Source organism: Corallococcus terminator (assembly GCF_049194865.1).
In the GTDB taxonomy this organism is placed as follows: Bacteria; Myxococcota; Myxococcia; order Myxococcales; family Myxococcaceae; genus Myxococcus; species Myxococcus terminator_A.
The window spans coordinates 17,199-33,007 of record NZ_JBLZWL010000143.1 but is presented as its reverse complement, the minus strand read 5'-3'; the positions used below and the strand labels follow the sequence as shown (position 1 = coordinate 33,007).

Genomic DNA, 15,809 nt, shown 5'->3' with positions numbered 1-15,809 from the left:
GAGTGACTTCGATGAAGAAGAATCGCCTCGACGAGAACCACCGTCCCGAGCGCCGCACCTTCCTCAAGGCCGCGGCCGGCTTCATGGGCTCCACGCTGCTGGGTGGACTGCCCTTCCGTTCCTTCGCGCAGGCGGCCTCGCTGGCCCCCGCCGACCGCTGCTTCGTCTTCGTGTACTTCAACGGCGGGTGGGACCAGCTGCTCGCCTTCGACCCGAAGGACCCGGATGAGTTCACCGCGGACCGCGCGGCGGAGACGCGCATCCTGCCGGGCTACAACCTCATCAACGACGCGCGCTTCTCCGCCATTCCCCTGCGCCCGGAGAAGACGGGCGTGGGCCAGTCGAACATCGACTTCGGACCCGCGGTGGGCCGGCTGTCGAACCACTTCGACCTGATGACGGTGGTGCGCGGCATCAACATGAACACGCTGGGCCACGAGGTGGGCTACCGCTACTTCCTCACCGGGAAGATGCCCATCGGCAGCGCGGCGCGTGGCTCCTCCACGGCGACGGAAATCGTGGGGCAGATGAAGCCCCGCGTGCCCATCTCCAACATCGCGTTCAACGTGGAGTCGTACAACGACCGCTACCCCGGCTACGCCAACGCGCTGCGCGTCAGCCGCAAGGACGACCTGCTGCTCACGCTCAAGCCCAGCTCGCAGCTGCTGGACAGCGAAATCGAGAAGCAGCTGGTCGACTTCCGGGGCCAGCCCATCACCTGCGAGGAGGCCGCCTACGGCGCTCGCGGCGTGGGCACGACGTACCAGAACAGCCGGGACCAGATGCAGCAGGTGATGGCCCAGCAGCTGGAAGCCTCGTTCAAGTTCGAGTTGAACAACGAAGAGATGGCCGGCGTGCGCAGCCGCTATGGCCTGGACCAGAGCGGCCGCTACGACACCGAGGCGGGCCGCGCCGCCATGGTGGCCACCGCGCTCAAGAAGGGCATCGCCCAGTGCCTCACCATCAACCTGACGGGCGGCCTGGACACGCACTTCGGCACGCAGCTCACGCACGCCAACAACCAGCGCCGGGGCTTCGACGCGCTGGCCAGCCTGGTGGATGACCTGCGCGCAAGTCCCCACCCGACGGGCGGGAACTTCATGGACCACACCACCATCATGGTGTTCTCCGAGTTCTCCCGCACGCCGCTCATCAACAGCGCGGGCGGCCGCGACCACCACATCTCCAACTCCTGCATGCTCATGGGCGCGGGCGTGAAGCACAACTACGTCTTCGGCAAGAGCGGAGACATCGGCATGTCGCCGGGCACGTTCGACTTGCGCACCGGCGCGCTCAACCCCCGGGGAGAGAACATCTTCCCCGAGCACGTCATCGCCACGGTGCTGGCGTCGGCGGGCCTGGACTACAGCATCACCCGAGTGGATCCCCTTCGTCCCATCCTCGCCTGAGCCGCATGCGCCACCATCCCCGAGCCCCCCGGGAGATGGACGAGGGGCGGTCCGCCGCCCCCGTTCTTCTTCGACTTCTTCCCCTCTGCGCCGCCGTCCTCCTCACCGCGTGCGGCGACGAATCCCTCCCGTTGGACAGGCCTCGGCCCGTCTCCTTCCGGCCCGTCGAGGTCCGGTCGAAGACGACGCTGGCGTCGGCCCCGGGCTTCGCGGACCAGTCTGGGGGCGGCATCTTCGCCAACACCAGCGGCACCGTCGTCCGCATCCGGTTGGACGGCTCGCTGGGAGCGCTGGCGCCCCACCCGGGCAACAGCGCCGAGCTGGGCACGGTCAACGCCGTGTTTCGCATGGGCCCGCACAGCGCGCTGGTGGAGGCGCAAAACGGCCTCTTCCTCGCCGAGTCGGGGTGGCTCATCTCCCCTCCGTGGCGTGACGCGCTGGGCCTGGGCATCACCGCGACGACGCAGTCCTCGGATGGCGCGGTGTGGCTGGCGCATCCCACGGGCCTCTTCCAGCTCCGCGACGGCACGCTGTCCGCGCTGAAGGTGAAGGGCGAGGCGCTCACCGGCATCACCGCGCTGGCGGCGGCCCCGACGGCCGAGGGCTCCGCGGGCGTGTGGTTCCTTCGCGACGGCAAGCTGCATGTCGCGGTGGCCACCAGCCTGGTGCACTTCGACGTGCGCGAGGCGGGCGCTCCGCTCGAAGAGGGCGAGGTGGTGGAGTCGCTGGCCGGACTGGGCCCGGGGCTGGGCACCTCCGGAGAGCTGTGGCTGCTCACCAACCAGGGCCTGCTGCGCCGACCGAAGGAAGGCTGGCGTCGGGTGTCCCTGCCGCAGCGGCCGGTGCAGCTGCTCGCGTCGGGCCGCTTCCTGTGGGTGAAGTCGAGCGACGCGCTGCTCTTGTACGACGCGGACGCGAACGAGTGGGGCCTCGCGCAGGGCATCGACACGCGCGAGTTCCGCTTCCTGTCCGCGGACGAGAGCGGCTGCGCGTGGGTGCAGCTCGGCGGTGAGACGGTGGCGGTGAGCCGCTCTCCGGCGCCGCGCGTGACGGGGCTGCACCAGGGCATGCAGGTGGTGGAGGACGGGCTGGTGGTGCGCGCGGTGATGCCCACCGGCGTGGTGCCCGAGGCCGTCGTCTTCCAGGTGGGCGGCGTGGAGTTCCCCGCCACGGGCGAAGGGCCGGTGTACAGCCTGGGAGGCCAGGAGGCGGACGGCACCCCGAAGCCGTACTCCTTCGCGGGCCTGGAGGCGGGGCGTCAGGCGCTCGGCGTGGTGGCGCGCTTCCTGGATGGCACCGAGGCCAGGCGCCTGGTGCCGTTCGACTACCAGCCCGTGAGCACCGTGGCGCTGAGCTGGGCGACGGACATCAAGCCCATCCATGTGTCGCGCTGCGAGAAGTGCCACTCCACCGGCCCCGGCCGGGCGCTCAACACGTACGAGTTGTGGAAGGAGAATGCGCCCCTCATCACCGCCTCGGTGAGAGACCAGCGCATGCCCGCGGATGGTCCGTTGGACCCTCAGCTCATCTCCCTCATCCAGCGCTGGGCCGCGTCCGGCGCGAAGCCCTGAAGCCCTCCGTCGCACCCGCCTGACCCCTCGAGGCACACCATGATTCGATTCCCTCGCGCGGCCCCCCTCCTCGCGCTCCTCGTCACGGCCTGCTCGGACGACCTGGACCCCGCGCGTGAGAACGAGCCGCCTCCGGAGGTGGACCAGTGCACGGGCCGCGCTCCGCTGACCCTGCGCGCGGAGCCCCCTCGGGTTCGCGTGGGCAGCCCGGTGTCCCTGGTGGCCACCGGCGGCAGCGGTGTGTACCGCTACCGGTTGGAGGCAGGGGGCTCTTCCGGTGAGCTGCGCGCGCAGCGCTTCATCGCGGGGCTCACCCCGGGCACCGACACGCTGGTGGTGGAGGACGCCCGCTGTGAGGGGGACGCCCGCGCCACGCTGGAGGTGACGGCGCTCTTCGACATCGCACCGGCGCGCGCCCAGCTTCGGCCGGGCACGTCCTTCCAGGTGGCGGCGAAGGGTCTGCTGGGCACCGCCAGGTACAACCTGAAGCAGAACCTCTCCGGCGGCTCGCTCTCCGCCGATGGCCTCTACACGGCGGGCCCGACCGAGGGCCTGGACCTCATCACCGTGCTCGACTCACAGACGGGCGACGAGGCCATCCTCCAGTACGAAGTGAGCAAGACGGCCCGGCTCAATGGCGCGCCCGCGTTCCTCGCGGCGCCCTCGGGCTCCTCCGTGCCGCTGGCCACGCGCGGTGGCAGTGACAGGGTGGTGTGGACGAAGGTGTCGGGCCCCGGGACGATTGTGGCCGGGCGCATCGGCTTCGTGGCGGGTGACACGGGCGCGGCGGTGCTCGAGGCGGCGGACCCGTTCACCGGAGACAAGGCGTCGGTGACGGTGGTGGTGCTGGACGAGCTGACGCGGCCGGGCCTCGCGCACGGCCGGCTCACGGATGCCGCCACCCTGGTGACGGCGGACTTCGATGGTGACGGCACGCTGGACCTCGCGGTGGGTCAGCGCGAGAGCGACATGGGCCGTCCCACGGGCGGCGCGGTGTTCATCTACAAGGGCGGCAGTGGAGGCCTGGAGGCCCAGCCGCTGTGGGTGCTCACGGGCGACACGGACACCGCGCAGTTCGGTGACGCGCTGGCCGCGGGTGACCTGGACGGTGATGGACGCGCGGAGCTGGTGGTGTCCTCGCCGGGCGCCGACGTGGCGACGAGCAACGCGGGCGCGGTGTACCTCTACACCTTCAAGGGTGGGGCGCCCGCGCCGCTGCGCCTGCAGCTCGCCGGCCTCTTGAGGGATGCCGCGTTCGGCGCGGGTCTGTCCGTGGCGGACATGGATGGTGATGGCAAGGTGGACCTGGTGGTGGGCTCGCCCGCGGGAGACCTGGCGCCCAGCAACAACATCCGCGCGCGCGGCACCGTGGACATCTACCTGGCCACGCCGAGCGCGCCGGTGCCGGACCTCCCCACCATCCGCCTGGGTGGCTCGGACCTGTCGCGCGAGGGCGTGCCCATGGCGCGCACCGGCTCCGACTTGGGCCGCGCGCTGGTGACGGCGGACTTCAACAAGGATGGGCGGCTGGACATCGCCGCGCTCAGCCGCGTGTCCCGCTACACCGCGGAAGGCGCCGTCTCCGGCACGCAGGTGGCCATCTCCGTCTTCTTCGCGCGCTCCGAGGGGATTCGCTTCCGGGCGAGCCCTGATGTGTATGTGCTGCCCGCCAACCTCGCGGACGGCAATGAGGGCACGTGGCGACTGGCCGCCATCCCCGCGAATGACACGCGTCCTCCGCTGCTGATGGCGGTGGCGGACCGCGCGGACTCGCCGGACCTGAGCACCAGCGGTGGTGTGCGCTCCGGCCCGGACTCGGGTGGCGCGCTGCTGTTCGACCTGAGCGCCTACGCGCCCACCGGTGACCCGACCACCACGCCGCCCCAGGTGAAGCGCGAGGAGGCCTTCGCGCGCATCTACGGAGACACGGCCGGTGTCGTCGCGGGACGCAGCTTCGCGGTGCTCGACGTGGACGGCACGCCGGGTCCGGAGCTGGTGCTGGGCGCGCCGTATGCCGCGCCGCCCGGGCCGGGCGGCACCACGCTGCGCTTTGGCGGCAAGGTGCTGGTGTATCCGCTGTCGACGCTCACGAAGGGCGCCGTCATCAACAAGTCACTGTCGGCGCTCAATGGCGCGGCGAAGTCGGACACCCTGGGCTCGGGCCTGGCGGTGTGGCGCCTGCCGGAGGGTGACTCGCTGGCGGCCTTCTCCGGCCGCGCTTCGTCCGAGCAGGGGGCCTTCACCGGCCGCGTGGAGCTGTTCCGTCGTGGAGGCGCCTCGCTGGTGGAGTGGGCGCGCACCAGCGCCAACGTGCCGGCGAAGCCCAGCGTGGAGCGCGTGGGCGAGCAGGTGGCGGTGGCGGTGGGGCCCAAGGGCGCGGTGGCGCTGCTGGGCGCGCCGGGCTGGTCGGGTCCGGGCGCCAACGGCGACGGTGACGCCATGTCCATTGGCCGGGCGTACGTGCGCGGCGTGGCTCGCGCCGCCCCGGCAGTGGTGGCCGAGGAGGGCGCGCCTTCCCCGCACAAGGCGGGCCGCACCGTGGGCGCGGACGTGGCCTTCACGGACTTCGACGGGGACAAGCTCCCGGACCTGGTGGTGGGCGCCACGGGCTTCGTCGTGCCGGCCAGCAACAACGCGGAGCTGGCCACGACCTACCAGACGGTGCGACCCGAGTGCCTCACCACGGCCAACCAGTCCGTGGGCGGCTTGCTGGTGTCGCTGGGGCAGGCGGACGGCTCCTTCAAGCCCGCCTATCGCGTGTGGGCGCCGCTGCAGATAGCGGGCTGCACGCCGGAGACGGATGCGAAGTGCAAGCGCTCGGCGCTGGGCCGTGGGCTGGTGGGCGGCTTCGACTTCAACGGAGACGGGAACCAGGACGTGGGCGTGCTTCGCGACAGGGGCATGGAGGTGTTCCTGGGACGCGACCCGGACGATACGTCGCTGACGAAGCTCACGATGACCTGTGACTCGGTCTACTCGTGGCCCTCCCTGGCGCTCCAGACGAGCGCGCCGACGTCGCTGGGCGACATCAACGGGGACAGCTGCGACGACCTCGCGTGGCGCTACGCGGAGGGCGCTCGCTCCGGCGTGGCCATCCTCTTCGGCTACAACGCGGCAGGTGGGCGCTGCGGTGGTCGCACCACGCCGACGGTGTGGCGCATCGCGGGCGACAGCGAGGTGCAGCTCAACAATCTCGGCCTCGGCCTGGCCATCGCGCGCGCGGGCAAGGTCATGAGCAACGCGGGCGGCACGACGGGGGACCAGCGGGACTTCCTGGCCATCAGCGCCACCGCGGTGCCGTTCAACGGCGTCACCCAGCCCGTCGTCCTGCTCTTCGACAAGGCGCAGCTCACGACGGAGATGGCGAAGAAGCAGTCCGCTGGCAGCCCGCTCGTGGTGGGCGCCTTCGGTGATGGACTGACGCCGGTGGTGCTGGTGCACAAGTCGCGCGCGGTGGGCTTCGGCACGGCGCTGGCGGGCAACGTGGACCTGTCGGGCGACAACGTCCCTGACCTGGTGGTGAGCGCGCCGGGCGCCTCCGAGGCCTCGGATGGCGGCGGCGCCGTGTTCGTCTACGCGGGTGCGCCCAACCTCAGCGGCGCGCTCTCGCCGTACTTCACCATCGCCGGTGACGGCGCCGAGCGAGCCCAGCTCGGACAGGACCTCGCGCTCGTGCCGGGCTCGGGTGGAACCCCGCCAACGATGGTTATCGGTGCACCCCGGAGCTTCCGGACAGGAACGCAGAACGGGACAGCGTTCGCGCTACCGCTGCGCTTCTAGCGCGGGGGCCATTGGGAACCGCGGGCGGCCGGGCCTATCCTGGGCCCGGCATCATCGCGGGAGTCTCATGGCAAGGGATTGGGAGCAGGAGTGGAGCCACGGCGAGCAGCGCGCGTGGCTGGAAGCGCCGGACATCCTCTGGGCGCGCTTCCGAGGGGCCATCACCGAGGACACGTCGCGTTGGTCCTGCGGCCTCTACAAGACGCTGTCGGTCGACGGGCGCTACTACCTGGCGGCGGACATCACCGACTCGCAGCTCAGTCCGGAGTCGCGCCGCTACCTGGTGGACCACGCGAAGGCGGACTGGTTCCTGGGCATCGTCTACATCGGCGCGGCGCTGGAGCAGAAGGCCACCACCAAGAGCCTGATGGTGGGCTCCATGCTCAGCGGTGGGCGCCCGCTCGACGTGCGCTACGTGGACACGCTCGATGAGGCCCGCGCGTGGATTCAGGAGCACCGCGCGCTGAACACCTCGCGCTGACGCCCGCGCTTCAGCGCGCGGTGTTGTCGTCGGCGGGACGTGGCGCTGCTTCTTGCGGCAGCGCGTTGGCCCACGCGGCGCCCCCGAGGATGAGGGCGCCGCCCACGACGAGCGACAGGGTGAAGGGCTCGCCGAGGAAGGCGACGCCCAGCACCACCGCCACCAGCGTGTCGAGCAGGGCCATGGCGCCGAGCGCCGTGAGGGAGATGCGCGGCAAGAGCCAGTAGAGGCACAGGTACGTGAAGGCCGTGCCGAACACCGCCAGGTAGAAGACGGCGCCCAGCGCGCGCGGCGTCCAGTTGCCGGGCGAGTCCGACTCCAGCAGGAAGGAGAGCGCGAGCAGGGGCACCGCGCTGCTGAGCGTCTGGCCGAAGACGAGCACCTGCGCGGGGACGTGTGACATGTGGCGCCTGGCCAGCACGTTGGCCACGGCGATGACCGCCACGGCCACCAGCGTCATCACCACGCCGAGCAGCACCTTGCCGGACAGCTCCAGTCCCTCGACGCCCGAGGAGTGGAGCACCACCACGCCCATCGCGCCCAGGCTCGCCGCGAGCACCTTGCCCGGCGTCAGGGGCTGGTCCGGCATCAGCACACGGCCGACGAGCAGCAGCCACAGGGGGAAGGTGGAGAACAGCAGCGCGGCCCAGCTCGAGGGAATCCACTGCTGCGCGAAGAAGAGCAGGCCGAAGGGCACGGCGAGCTGGAGCAGGCCCAGCGCGGCGATGCGCCCTCCGGTGCGTGTGTCCACCCGTCCACGCGCACGCGCGAACGGCAGCAGGAAGAGGCCCGCCACCAGCATGCGGGTGCCGAGGAAGCGCAGCGGCGGCAGGTCTTCCAGGCCCACCTTCACCACGGACCAGGTGGAGCCCCACAGCACGAAGCACGTGCAGTAGGCGAGGGCGACCTTCAGCGGGCCCGCCGGCTTCACGGTGGTGGATGCGGTGGCGGAGTCCATGGTGGCGTCGCCATAGCATCCGCCCCAGGCACATGCACCGTGGCGCTTGAGAGCCGCCGACCAACCAGGCCCCACCTGGGCCGCTTCGTCACGGACGCCTTCACGCGAATACAGGGTCCGCGCGGGCTGACGGCGAGCGAGCGCGTGCGCATCTGTATCCAGGAGGATGCATGGGCACCGAGGCCGTGGGCTGGTTCAGTTCCTTCGTTCTGTTGATGACCCTGGGAACGCAGATCCACAAACAGTGGAAGTCAGGCTCCAGCCAGGATGTGTCCCAGTGGCTCTTCCTGGGCCAGATGGCGGCGTCCCTGGGCTTCACCGTCTACAGCGTGCTGGTGCGCAACTGGGTCTTCGTGGTGACGAACGCCCTGCTGCTGGTGAGCGCCGTGCTCGGGGAGCTCATCGTCCTCATGCACCGCCGCAAGGGGCGCCGTGCTGACGTGCCCGCCGCCTTGCACCCGGCCCATCCTCGTCCTTGAGCCGCTGCCCGCTCGCCCGGCATCAGGGCAAACGGACCCGGGACTTCCGGGACGGGTTGGCCTTCGGGAAGAGGCTTCTCACATTGCACGCGACCCTGGCGCGGAGGAAGTCGACATGGCCGAGAAGTCCGAGGTGGCACGGCTGCGGAGCTTGGCCCAGCTCGACGCGGATGCGGTGGGCGCGTACGACGCGGCACTGGCTCGCATCCCTGAGCCGCTGGTCCGCGAGCGGCTCGGTGAGTTCCGCGCCGACCACCTGCGCCATGTGCGGGAGCTCAATGGCTTCATCCACCACTTCGGCGGCGCCCCGGTGGACCTGCGCCCGGACCTGAAGGGCGCGGCGATGAAGGGGCTGACCGCGATGTCCAGCATGATGGGCACCGAGGCCGCGCTGGTGGCCATGCTCGGCAACGAGGAGTTCTCCAACCGGGCGTATGACCTGGCCCTGCGCTTCGACTGGAGCCCCGACGTGCGCCCGCTCATCGAGCGGCACCGCGAGGACGAGCGGCGCCACATCCTCTGGATTCGCGAGGCCGTCCGGACCCGCCCCTGGGAGCGGGCCTCCGCCCACGCGGGCTCCGAGGTCCAGGCCTGACCGCGGGTGCGGGCGAGGGGCTCCCGTCCGATATGCGAGACATGTGCCGCCGTTCTAGGCTCCCGGACAAGGATTGCCAGGAGGCGGCATGGTGCGCTGGGTCATGGTCTTGGCTTGTGGGGTCATGGTGACGGGCTGCGCGGCCCATCGCGGTGAGCTGGATTATCCGGACCGGGAAGCCATCTATGACCGGCCGCTCACGGAGATGTGGCCGGAGGTGCGCGGGTTCTTCACTCGCAACGAGCTGCCCTTCCGCGAGGACAAGGGCAGCATGGTGTTGGAGACGGAGTGGAGGCAGGAGTTCGGCGGGTCGAAGATTTCAGGCTTCTTCCACCGGTACATGGTGGTGGGGCGGCGCGAGACACCCACGTCGAGCAAGCTCCAGATCTTCCGCATCACCAAGAGCCTGAACAAGACGCTGGCGCCCCCGGGCAACCAGATTGACTGGGGGGTGAGCCGCAGTCTGGCGGGGCCCGATGCGGAGCTTCCTGGGCTGAGCGTCGAGGACGCCGAGGACCGGCTGGCCTTCCCTCGGGGCGAGAACGGGTTCTTCGCGGAGTCGGGCCAGGGCCAGCGCGACATGCTGATGGAGTGGCGGGTGTTCCGCGAGGTGTCGCCCGTGCTGGCCAAGGCGGAGAACGCGCCCAAGCCCGTGCAGGTGGCCAAGGCGCCGAACGCGAAGGAGGCGCCGTCGCAGTTCGCGGTGGAGTGCGGGCTGCCCATCATCGGCCTGGGCAAGCAGGCGAAGCCGGGCGCGGTGCTGCTGCTGGGCGAGATGCACGGCACGCAGGAGGTGCCGCGCTTCGTGGCGCAGGCCGCCTGTCAGGCGACGGTGGCGGGCATGCCGGTGACGGTGGGCCTGGAGCTGCCGCTGGAGAACCAGGGCCGCGTGGACGCGTTCCTGGACAGTCAGGGCTGGGAAGAAGACTGGCTCAAGCTGATGGAGGCGCCCTTCTGGCGCAGCCCGTATCCGGATGGTCGTGGCAGCGCGGCGATGGCGAACATGCTGGAGCACCTGCGCCAGCTGCGCGCCCAGGGCCTGGATGTGGACGTCTTCGTGTTCGACCACCCGAAGGCGAACGGGCAGCAGCGTGAGGACGCAATGGCGGCGACGGTGGCGTTCCAGGTGGAGTCGAGTCCCCAGCGCTTCCATGTGGTGCTGTCGGGCAACATCCACTCGCGCACGAAGAAGGGCTTGCCGTGGAACAAGCAGCACCGTCCCATGGGCCTGCTGCTGAAGGAGAAGCTGGACAACGTGGTGGCGCTCGACATGGCCTACGACACGGGCACCACGTGGATCTGCTCGGTGGACTCGAAGGGCGTGCGAGACAGGCTGGACTGCGGCGTGCGCGAGGCGAAGGGCAAGAACAACGGCGAGCGCTACTTCGTGCACACGTGGGACTCGGTGAACTCGGAGGGCTACCACGGCGTGTTCTACGTGGGCGCGGTGAACGCGTCCGCGCCGGCCATCCGCGTGGGTGAGCGGGGCCCGGGCAAGGAGGGCAGCAAGAGCCCGTTCTCGCAAGACGCGGGGAAGCTCGCGTCGTCGCACTGAGCCGGAGCGATATGCCGCCCTCCAGGTCGCGTTCCATTTCGGGAACGTGAGACCTGGAGGGTGGATGCGCTCGGTACTGTGTGCGGTGGTGGTGTTGGCCTGGGGTCTGGTGGGCTGTGCGGCCCACCGGAGTGACTTGGAGATTCCAGACCGGGAGGCCATCTACGACCGGCCGCTCGCGGAGATGTGGCCGGAGGTTCAGGGGTACTTCGCGCGCAACGGCCTGCCCTTCCGTGAGGACAAGGGCAGCATGGTGCTCCAGACGGAGTGGCGGCAGGAGTTCGGCGGGTCGAAGATTTCGGGCTTCTTCCACCGGTACATGGTGGTGGGCCGGCGCGAGACGCCCACGTCGAGCAAGTTGCAGATCTTCCGCATCACCAAGAGCTCCAACAAGACGCTGTCCCCCGCCGGCAGGGAGCTGGACTGGGGTGTCAGCCGGAACATCTTGCGAAATGAAGGAAACACCCCCGAGCCGACATCGGGAGGAAGCGAGCCCCTCACCAGCGCCGAGGACTGGGAGGAAGTCATCGATGCGCCTCGTGGAGAGAACCTCTTCATCGAGTCGGCTCAGTCCCAGCGAGACCTGTTGATGGAGTGGCGGGTGTTTCGTGAAATAGCGCCGCTCCTGGCGAAGGAGGAGAACGCGCCCAAGCCGGTGCAGGTGGCCAAGGCGCCGAACGCGAAGGAGGCGCCGTCGCAGCTCTCCATGGAGTGCGGGCTGCCCATCATCGGCCTGGGCAAGCAGGCGAAGCCGGGCGCGGTGCTGATGTTGGGTGAGCTGCACGGCACGCGGGAGGTGCCGCGCTTCGTGGCGCAGACCTCCTGTCAGGCGACGGTGGCGGGCATCCCGGTGACGGTGGGCCTGGAGCTGCCGCTGGAGAACCAGGGCCGCGTGGACGCGTTCCTGGAGAGCCAGGGTGGGGAAGAGGACTGGCAGAAGCTGATGGAGTCGCCCTTCTGGCGCAGCCCGTACCCGGACGGCCGTGGCAGCGAGGCGATGGCGAACATGCTGGAGCAGCTGCGCCAGTTGCGCTCGCGGGGCCTGGACGTGGAGGTCGTCGTGTTCGACCACCCGAAGGCGAACGGGCAGCAGCGCGAGGACGCGATGGCGGCCACGCTCATCCACCAGGTGGAGTCCGCGCCCCAGCGCTTCTACGTGGTGTTGTCGGGCAACATCCACTCGCGCACGAAGAAGGGCCTTCCGTGGAACCAGCAGCACCGGCCCATGGGCCTGCTGCTGAAGGAGAAGCTGGACAACGTGGTGGCGCTCGACATGGCCTACGACACGGGCACCGCGTGGATCTGCTCGGTGGATTCGAAGGGCGTGCGGGACAGGCTGGACTGCGGTGTGCGCGAGGCGAAGGGCAAGAACAACGGCGAGCGCTACTTCGTGCACACGTGGGACTCGGTGAACTCGGAGGGCTACCACGGCGTGTTCTACGTGGGCACGGTGAACGCGTCCGCGCCGGCCATCCGCGTGGGTGAGCGGGGCCCGGGCAAGGAGGGCAGCAAGAAGCCCTTCACGCCGGAGGCGGAGACCCTCGCGTCGACGCAGAGTTCGACAAGGGCGTTCGCGCGCTGACAGCATCGCTGGCGGACCGTGTCGTGGCTGCTGCGGGGCGCGGTCCGCTGGCATACGCTGTTGGGGTGAGCGACATCACTGTCTACCAGCCGGACTTCCTGTACGTGGGAGGCCAGCTCATCGAGGGGCGCGCCCTGGCCGTGGGTGCCGAGGGCCGCGTCGTCGACGCGTCGTCCGTGCCCGCCGAGGCGAGCGTCGTCCGGCTTCCGGGCCGCGCGCTGTTGCCGGGGCTGGTCAACGGCCACTCCCATGCCTTCCAGCGCCTGATTCGCGGACGCACCGAGTACGTCGTCTCGGGTCGCGAGGCGGATGACTTCTGGAGCTGGCGCGAGGCCATGTACCGCGCCGCCGAGGCCCTGGGACCCGAGGACGTGTACGTGGCCTCGCGCCAGGTCTTCGTGGAGATGGCGCTGGCGGGCATCACCACGGTGGGCGAGTTCCACTACATCCATCATCAACATGACGGCACGCCGTACGCGGACCGGAACGTGCTGGCCCACTCCGTCATCCGGGCCGCGCGGGACGCGGGGTTGCGCATCTGCCTGTTGCGCGTGGGTTATGCGCGCGCGGGCTTCCAGGTGGCGGCGAATCCCCGCCAGCGTCGCTTCATCGACCCGGACGTGGACACCTTCCTCGCGTCGGCGGAGTCGCTGGCCCGCGAGGCTCGTGACGACGCGGCGGTCAGCGTGGGGCTGGCGCCGCACAGCGTGCGCGCGGTGACGAAGGACTGGCTGTCCGCCGTCGCGAAGGTGCGAGGGTTCCCCGTGCACATGCACGTGGCGGAGCAGCCGAAGGAAATCGAGGCGTGTCTCGCCGAGCATGGGCGCAGGCCGGTGGAGCTGCTGTCGGACCTGGGGCTGTTGAACCCGGGCTTCACCGCCGTGCATGGCGTGCACCTGACGGACGAGGAGGTGGCCATGCTGGGCACCGCCCACGCGACGGTGTGCGCGTGTCCGTCCACGGAGCGCAACCTGGGGGACGGCATCGTCCCCGCGGACGCGCTGGTGAAGGCGGGGGCGAGCATCAGCCTGGGCTCGGACAGCCAGGCGCTGGTGGACCTGCTGGACGAGGCGCGACAGCTCGAAGGGCACCTGCGGCTCGCGAGGCTGCGGCGCGCGGTGCTGGACCCCGGTGGCGGCGAGGTGTCGGGCCTCGCGGCGCGGCTGTTGGGCATGGCCACGGTGGAGGGAGCGCGCAGCCTGGGCCTGTCCACGGGGATGTTGGAGCCGGGGGCGCTCGCGGACTTCTTCACGGTGGACGTGGGGCACCCGTCGCTGGTGGGCGCGGGGCCTTCGTCGTTGCTGGCCTCCATCGTCCTGGGCGCCGACAAGGCGGCGGTGCGCGAGGTGGCGGTGGCGGGACGACTGGTGGTGCGGGACGGCCGGCATCCGCTCGCGGAGGAGAGTGGGCGCGCGTTCCAGGCGCTCGCGCGCACGCTGTATCCCTGACGGGGCGTGGGTGACAGGAGCCCCTCCGGGGGCTGGCGCCAGACGCCAGGGGGTGGCATGACGCGGCCACCGGAGGTTGTCTTCATGAGCGACACGCTGCCCGCGCTGCGGGCCACCCTGACGGAGCTGGTGGCGATGGACACCACGTCCGCGCGACCCAACGCCCCGCTCATCGACTACGCGCAGGCGCGCCTGGAGAAGGCGGGCTTCAGCGCCGAGCGTCAGCGGTACACCGATGACGCGGGCGTGGAGAAGGTGAACCTGGTCGCCGTGAAGGGCGGCTCCGGACGCGCGGCGCTCGCGCTGGTGGGGCACTCCGACTGCGTGCCGTACGACGCGGCGTGGACGGACGCGCTGAAGCTGACGGAGAAGGAAGGCAAGCTCTACGCGCGCGGCGCCTGCGACACGAAGGGCTTCATCGCCTGCGCGCTGCACGCCGCCGAGCGGGCCACGAAGCTCCAGGCTCCGCTGATGGTGGTGCTCACCGCGGACGAGGAAGTCGGGTTGGTGGGCGCGAAGAAGCTGGTGGCGGCGGGCCTGGGCCGCGCGCGGCACGCCATCGTCGGGGAGCCCACGAAGCTCACGCCGGTGCGCGCCAACAAGGGGTACTGCCTGGCGGAGGTGGAGGTGCTCGGCAAGGAAGGGCACAGCGCTTATCCGGACACGGGCGCGTCCGCCATCTTCCGCGCGGGGCGCTTCCTGAACCGGCTGGAGCAGCTGGCCATGACGGTGCTGCGCGAGGAATTGGACGAGGGCTTTCAGCCGCCCTTCACCACGGTGAACGTGGGCGTCATCCAGGGTGGCAAGGCGAAGAACATCCTGCCGGGCTCGTGCCGCTTCACGGTGGAGTGGCGGCCCATTCCGGGACAGCCGACACAGCGCGTGGCCGAGCTGCTGGAGTCCATCCGTCAGGAGCTGGTTCGCGACGAGCCCGCCTACGAGGCCCACATCCGCGTGCTGCGCACGGACCGGGGTGTGAACACGCGCGCGGACGCGGAGGTGGTGCGCTTCCTCGTGGAAGCCAGCGGCAACGCGTCCACCACGGTGCCGTTTGGCACGGAGGCCCCTCAGATGACGGAGCTGGGCGCGGAGGCCGTGGTGTTCGGCCCCGGCGATATCCGCGTGGCGCACCAGACGGGCGAGTACGTCCCCACCGAGGACCTGGTGCGCTGCGAGGCCGTGCTGGCGCGCGCGGTGGCGCACTTCTGCGGCGAGCCGTGAGGAACTCGCACCTCGTGCGCCGCGAGGCTCCCGTCGTTATGAAGACGCAGCCGGCGCACACCCCGTGCTTGCACTCCGGCCTCTTTCTTTCTGGACCGACGACATGAGCCCCTCCACCGCGGCGCCGCGCAACGTCCTCTTTTTGCTCTCCAGTGCTCGCGAGAATGGCAACGCGGAGCAGCTCGCCCGCAAGGCCGCGGAGTCGCTGCCACCCGGCACCGTGACGGACTGGCTCCGCCTGAACGAGTACAGGCACGAGGCCTTCCAGGACCTGCGCCACGCGCCCGGCGGCTACGCGTCACGGCCCGCGAGCCCGGAGATGCTGGCGCTCGCCGAGCGGACCCTCGCCGCCGACGAGCTGGTCATCGTCGCCCCTGTGTACTGGTACGGCCTTCCCTCCAGCGCGGTGTCCTACCTGGAGCACTGGTCCTGGTGGTTCCGGCTGCCGGAGCTGCGCTTCCGTGAGCGGATGCGCGGCAAGGTGCTGTCGCTCGTCACCAGCCACTCCTCCGACGAGGACGACGGCGTCGCCCAGCCCTTGCTGATGAGCCTCCAGCTCAGCGCGGACTACATGGAGATGAGGTGGCGAGGTGCCCTCATCGGTCACGGCAACCAGCCTGCAGACGTGCTCCAGGACGCGCGCGCCATGGCCGACGCTCGTGAGTTTCTCCTGCGCCCCGTGGCGGTCGCGAAAAGCGAAGCTGCCTGAGCCTGGGCGCGCGGGGTGGCG

At 70.4% G+C, this 15,809-nt stretch carries 12 protein-coding genes; 11 read left to right on the top strand and 1 reads right to left on the bottom strand.

What is annotated here, in order from left to right; all coding sequences use genetic code 11:
• Positions 1 to 11 precede the first annotated feature (11 nt).
• The 4 genes from ACN469_RS42695 to ACN469_RS42680 all read left to right on the top strand — a co-directional run bounded on the left by ACN469_RS42695 (position 12) and on the right by ACN469_RS42680 (position 7,241).
• Entirely contained in the window at positions 12 to 1,409 is a 1,398-nt protein-coding gene (locus tag ACN469_RS42695; RefSeq protein WP_498778029.1) for a DUF1501 domain-containing protein, read from the top strand.
• A gap of 5 nt (positions 1,410 to 1,414) precedes the next feature.
• A complete protein-coding gene (locus tag ACN469_RS42690; RefSeq protein WP_498778027.1) occupies positions 1,415 to 2,980 on the top strand; it encodes a hypothetical protein in 1,566 nt (521 codons plus the stop codon).
• 39 nt (positions 2,981 to 3,019) lie between these two features.
• Complete coding sequence (locus ACN469_RS42685; protein ID WP_498778025.1) at positions 3,020 to 6,760, top strand: VCBS repeat-containing protein; 3,741 nt, start codon at positions 3,020 to 3,022, stop codon at positions 6,758 to 6,760.
• A 67-nt stretch (positions 6,761 to 6,827) separates the two neighbouring features.
• Positions 6,828 to 7,241, top strand: coding sequence for a hypothetical protein (locus ACN469_RS42680; protein WP_498778023.1), 414 nt, complete (start codon positions 6,828 to 6,830; stop codon positions 7,239 to 7,241).
• A gap of 10 nt (positions 7,242 to 7,251) precedes the next feature.
• Here ACN469_RS42680 and ACN469_RS42675 read toward each other — a convergent pair whose 3' ends face one another.
• Entirely contained in the window at positions 7,252 to 8,199 is a 948-nt protein-coding gene (locus ACN469_RS42675) for a DMT family transporter (RefSeq protein WP_498778021.1), read from the bottom strand.
• 170 nt (positions 8,200 to 8,369) lie between these two features.
• On the opposite strand from ACN469_RS42675, the gene ACN469_RS42670 reads away from it, so the two are divergent.
• The 7 genes from ACN469_RS42670 (at position 8,370) to ACN469_RS42640 (ending at position 15,788) form a co-directional block, all read left to right on the top strand.
• The gene (locus tag ACN469_RS42670) at positions 8,370 to 8,678 is read left to right on the top strand and encodes a hypothetical protein (protein WP_498778019.1); all 309 of its coding nucleotides are present in this window, start codon (positions 8,370 to 8,372) and stop codon (positions 8,676 to 8,678) included.
• A gap of 115 nt (positions 8,679 to 8,793) precedes the next feature.
• Positions 8,794 to 9,273 (top strand): ferritin-like domain-containing protein, encoded by a 480-nt coding sequence (locus ACN469_RS42665; RefSeq protein WP_498778017.1) that lies wholly within the window; start codon positions 8,794 to 8,796, stop codon positions 9,271 to 9,273.
• Positions 9,274 to 9,361: 88 nt separating this feature from the next.
• A complete protein-coding gene (locus ACN469_RS42660; RefSeq protein ID WP_498778015.1) occupies positions 9,362 to 10,828 on the top strand; it encodes a hypothetical protein in 1,467 nt (488 codons plus the stop codon).
• A 64-nt stretch (positions 10,829 to 10,892) separates the two neighbouring features.
• Entirely contained in the window at positions 10,893 to 12,410 is a 1,518-nt protein-coding gene (locus ACN469_RS42655; RefSeq protein ID WP_498778013.1) for a hypothetical protein, read from the top strand.
• A gap of 65 nt (positions 12,411 to 12,475) precedes the next feature.
• Positions 12,476 to 13,858 carry a formimidoylglutamate deiminase gene (gene hutF / locus ACN469_RS42650; protein WP_498778011.1) on the top strand — a complete coding sequence of 461 codons (1,383 nt, stop codon included), beginning with the start codon at positions 12,476 to 12,478 and terminating at the stop codon, positions 13,856 to 13,858.
• Positions 13,859 to 13,942: 84 nt separating this feature from the next.
• Positions 13,943 to 15,079: an acetylornithine deacetylase gene (gene argE / locus ACN469_RS42645; protein WP_498778009.1), complete on the top strand. Its 1,137-nt coding sequence runs from the start codon at positions 13,943 to 13,945 to the stop codon at positions 15,077 to 15,079.
• Between the two features lie 103 nt (positions 15,080 to 15,182).
• Complete coding sequence (locus ACN469_RS42640) at positions 15,183 to 15,788, top strand: flavodoxin family protein (RefSeq protein ID WP_498778008.1); 606 nt, start codon at positions 15,183 to 15,185, stop codon at positions 15,786 to 15,788.
• Positions 15,789 to 15,809: the final 21 nt, after the last annotated feature.

Excerpts from the sequence above, each read along its gene's own strand:
- ACN469_RS42660 (WP_498778015.1), top strand. The coding sequence starts at position 9,362 with ATGGTGCGCTGGGTCATGGTCTTGGCTTGTGGGGTCATGGTGACGGGC.
- ACN469_RS42655 (WP_498778013.1), top strand. The coding sequence starts at position 10,893 with ATGCGCTCGGTACTGTGTGCGGTGGTGGTGTTGGCCTGGGGTCTGGTG.
- ACN469_RS42680 (WP_498778023.1), top strand. The coding sequence starts at position 6,828 with ATGGCAAGGGATTGGGAGCAGGAGTGGAGCCACGGCGAGCAGCGCGCG.
- ACN469_RS42690 (WP_498778027.1), top strand. The coding sequence starts at position 1,415 with ATGCGCCACCATCCCCGAGCCCCCCGGGAGATGGACGAGGGGCGGTCC.
- argE (WP_498778009.1), top strand. The coding sequence starts at position 13,943 with ATGAGCGACACGCTGCCCGCGCTGCGGGCCACCCTGACGGAGCTGGTG.
- ACN469_RS42665 (WP_498778017.1), top strand. The coding sequence starts at position 8,794 with ATGGCCGAGAAGTCCGAGGTGGCACGGCTGCGGAGCTTGGCCCAGCTC.
- ACN469_RS42675 (WP_498778021.1), bottom strand. The coding sequence starts at position 8,199 with ATGGACTCCGCCACCGCATCCACCACCGTGAAGCCGGCGGGCCCGCTG.
- ACN469_RS42640 (WP_498778008.1), top strand. The coding sequence starts at position 15,183 with ATGAGCCCCTCCACCGCGGCGCCGCGCAACGTCCTCTTTTTGCTCTCC.
- ACN469_RS42695 (WP_498778029.1), top strand. The coding sequence starts at position 12 with ATGAAGAAGAATCGCCTCGACGAGAACCACCGTCCCGAGCGCCGCACC.
- ACN469_RS42685 (WP_498778025.1), top strand. The coding sequence starts at position 3,020 with ATGATTCGATTCCCTCGCGCGGCCCCCCTCCTCGCGCTCCTCGTCACG.
- ACN469_RS42670 (WP_498778019.1), top strand. The coding sequence starts at position 8,370 with ATGGGCACCGAGGCCGTGGGCTGGTTCAGTTCCTTCGTTCTGTTGATG.